The organism is Candidatus Woesearchaeota archaeon (genome assembly GCA_016180285.1).
Classification (GTDB): Archaea; Nanobdellota; Nanobdellia; order Woesearchaeales; family JACPBO01; genus JACPBO01.
In genome coordinates this window covers 1-2,251 of record JACPBO010000049.1, presented here as the reverse complement: position 1 = coordinate 2,251, position 2,251 = coordinate 1, and the positions used below count along the sequence as shown (strand labels likewise).

Sequence of the window (2,251 nt, the reverse complement as noted above, 5' to 3'; positions counted from 1 at the left end):
TGTGTCCACTTTAAGCTGCTGTATTTCTGAATCAAGAGAATCCTTATAGCCGCGCTTTTCAACTTCTTCTGTTATTTTTTTTATCTCTGCTTCCTTGTCTAGAATGTCATTCTTCAGATTGGAAATATTCCTCTGCAGAGCTTCCACCTGCTCCCTGTGCTTCAGGATTTTTTCATCAAGCTCTTTTTTCCTCTTATTTTCCCTTTCAATCTGGATGTAAATGTAGGTTGCCTTATTTTGCCTTATCTTGTCATTCAATTCTTTATACTTCGATGCCTGGTCTCTGTCTTTTTTCAGCTCCTTGAGATAGGTCTCCCTTTCCTTAAGAATAACATTTGCTTCATTAAGCCTCTCGTCCACCTTCTGAAGCTCAAGCTCAGCCTTATGCTTTTTATCCTCGTAAACTGAGATTCCGGCGATTTCTTCTATGATCTTTCTTCTTTCCTCGGTCGGCATCTCTGTAAATCTGACAATATCGCCCTGAAGAACAATATTGTAGCCATCCGGATCGATTCTTGCCATGTTGAGTAGGTCTAAGACCTGCTGCCTTGTCATTGTCTTGTCATTGATTTTATATTTGCTCTGGCCGTTCTGCTTTACAATCCTGGATATCTTTACTTCTCTCTCATTGGACGGGAATGTCTTTTTGCTGTTGTCGAAATAAATGGAAACTTCCGCATAAGGCGATGCTTTTTTTGTTTTCCACCCGTTATAGATGAAATCAGAAGATTTTTCAGCCCTTAATGATTTGCTTGATGATTTGCCCAATACAAAGCAGAGGGCATCCAGAACATTGGATTTGCCTGCTCCGTTTGGGCCAAGGATGCAGTTGAATTTCTCTCCGAATTCAAGCTCTGTGTGCTTTGCAAATGACTTAAAGCCGTGCATAACTATTTTGTTGATTTTTGTCAATTTATCGCCCTCTTTGCTGGTCTTGATTAAAGCAAACTCTATTTAAAACTTACTATTTAGCCTCTGAACTCAAAAAGCTTTTTCTGGTTCTTCTGCGCAGCTGCATCCTTGTAGCATGACCAGCTTTTCCTGAAAAAAGGGTATTTTGCATAGTTTTCCTTAAGGAATTGGGCTGTAAATGGATCTGCAGGGTAGCCTGAGCCAAAATCAACCTTGAATCTCTTTTTTAAGGCGTCTATCTCCTTGTCTCTTGTTACTTTTGCAATTATTGATGCTGCTCCGACAATCGGATAGTTGACATCTGCCTTGTGCTCCGCTATGATTTCAGGCGCTTTATTTTTTAATAATTTTTTAATGTACTCTTTGTATTTCTCACAATTAGGCGAAGGGCAGTCCAGGTAGACCTTGTCAGGGGATATTTTGTTGATCATATCGGCAGTTTTTCTTGCTTCGAGCCAGTTCAAATTGATGTCTTCTTCCCTTCCTACTGCGCGGTCTATTTCTTCAGGAGGGATTACTGTTATTTCGCAGCTGTCTGCAAGCTCAAGAATTTTATCAAAGAGATGGTTTCTTTCATGAGGCGAAAGAAGCTTTGAGTCCTTTACACCAATATCCTTTAATCGCTGAAGCTTGTTTTCATCAACAGCCAGGCCGCACATAACCATGGGGCCTATAACAGGGCCGCGCCCAGCCTCTTCAACACCGCAGATTATCATAAGTGAGGATAAGGGCAAGTGTTTAAATAGTTTTTTATTATGTGATAGGATACAATAAATTTAAATATCTTGTTTTAGAAAAGATACGAAATGAACATAACTTTGATCGGAATGGCGGGAGTCGGAAAGAGCAAAGTGGGGAGCGCGCTGGCAAAAAAGCTTAATTACAATTTTATAGATGTTGGTGAAATAATTGAAAATAATTCCGGCCTGAAGCTGCAGCAGATAATTGACAAATTTGGAGATGAGGAGTTTATGAAGATTGAAGAAAAAGCAATTCTGGGTCTGGGCAAGCTGAATAACTGCGTAATTTCACCAGGAGGCAGCGCTGCTTATTCTGACAGGGCAATGGATTTTTTGAAGAGAATGTCTGCTGTTGTATTCATGAATGCCCCTTTCAAGACAGTTGATAGAGTGCCAAATCGTTTTATAAGAGGAATAGTCGGGCTGAAGGGGAAAGGATTAAAGAAGCTTTTTGAGGAAAGGCTGCCGCTTTACAGGAAGTATGCTGATGTAATCCTGGATCTTGGTGAAGATTATGAGATCGATGGTGTTGCAGAAGAGATCGTGGAAAGGCTGAAAAAAGAATAGCGGGGGGAAGAATTTCATCCTTTTGGATTTTG

The 2,251-nt window shown here is 40.4% G+C and carries 3 protein-coding genes; 1 reads left to right on the top strand and 2 read right to left on the bottom strand.

From position 1 onward, the window contains the following. Both HYU07_07930 and HYU07_07925 read right to left on the bottom strand, forming a co-directional pair. Positions 1-912 (bottom strand): AAA family ATPase (locus HYU07_07930; GenBank protein MBI2130127.1); only part of this gene is annotated, 912 nt, incomplete at its 3' end. A 56-nt stretch (positions 913-968) separates the two neighbouring features. Next, the gene (locus HYU07_07925; protein MBI2130126.1) at positions 969-1,628 is read right to left on the bottom strand and encodes a ribonuclease HII; all 660 of its coding nucleotides are present in this window, start codon (positions 1,626-1,628) and stop codon (positions 969-971) included. Between the two features lie 90 nt (positions 1,629-1,718). Between HYU07_07925 and HYU07_07920 the strand changes: the two genes are divergently transcribed. Continuing rightward, positions 1,719-2,219, top strand: coding sequence for a (d)CMP kinase (locus HYU07_07920; GenBank protein MBI2130125.1), 501 nt, complete (start codon positions 1,719-1,721; stop codon positions 2,217-2,219). Positions 2,220-2,251: the final 32 nt, after the last annotated feature.

Bases quoted from the DNA above. Each gene is read 5' to 3' on its own strand.
- HYU07_07925 (MBI2130126.1), bottom strand. From the start codon at position 1,628: ATGATAATCTGCGGTGTTGAAGAGGCTGGGCGCGGCCCTGTTATAGGC.
- HYU07_07920 (MBI2130125.1), top strand. From the start codon at position 1,719: ATGAACATAACTTTGATCGGAATGGCGGGAGTCGGAAAGAGCAAAGTG.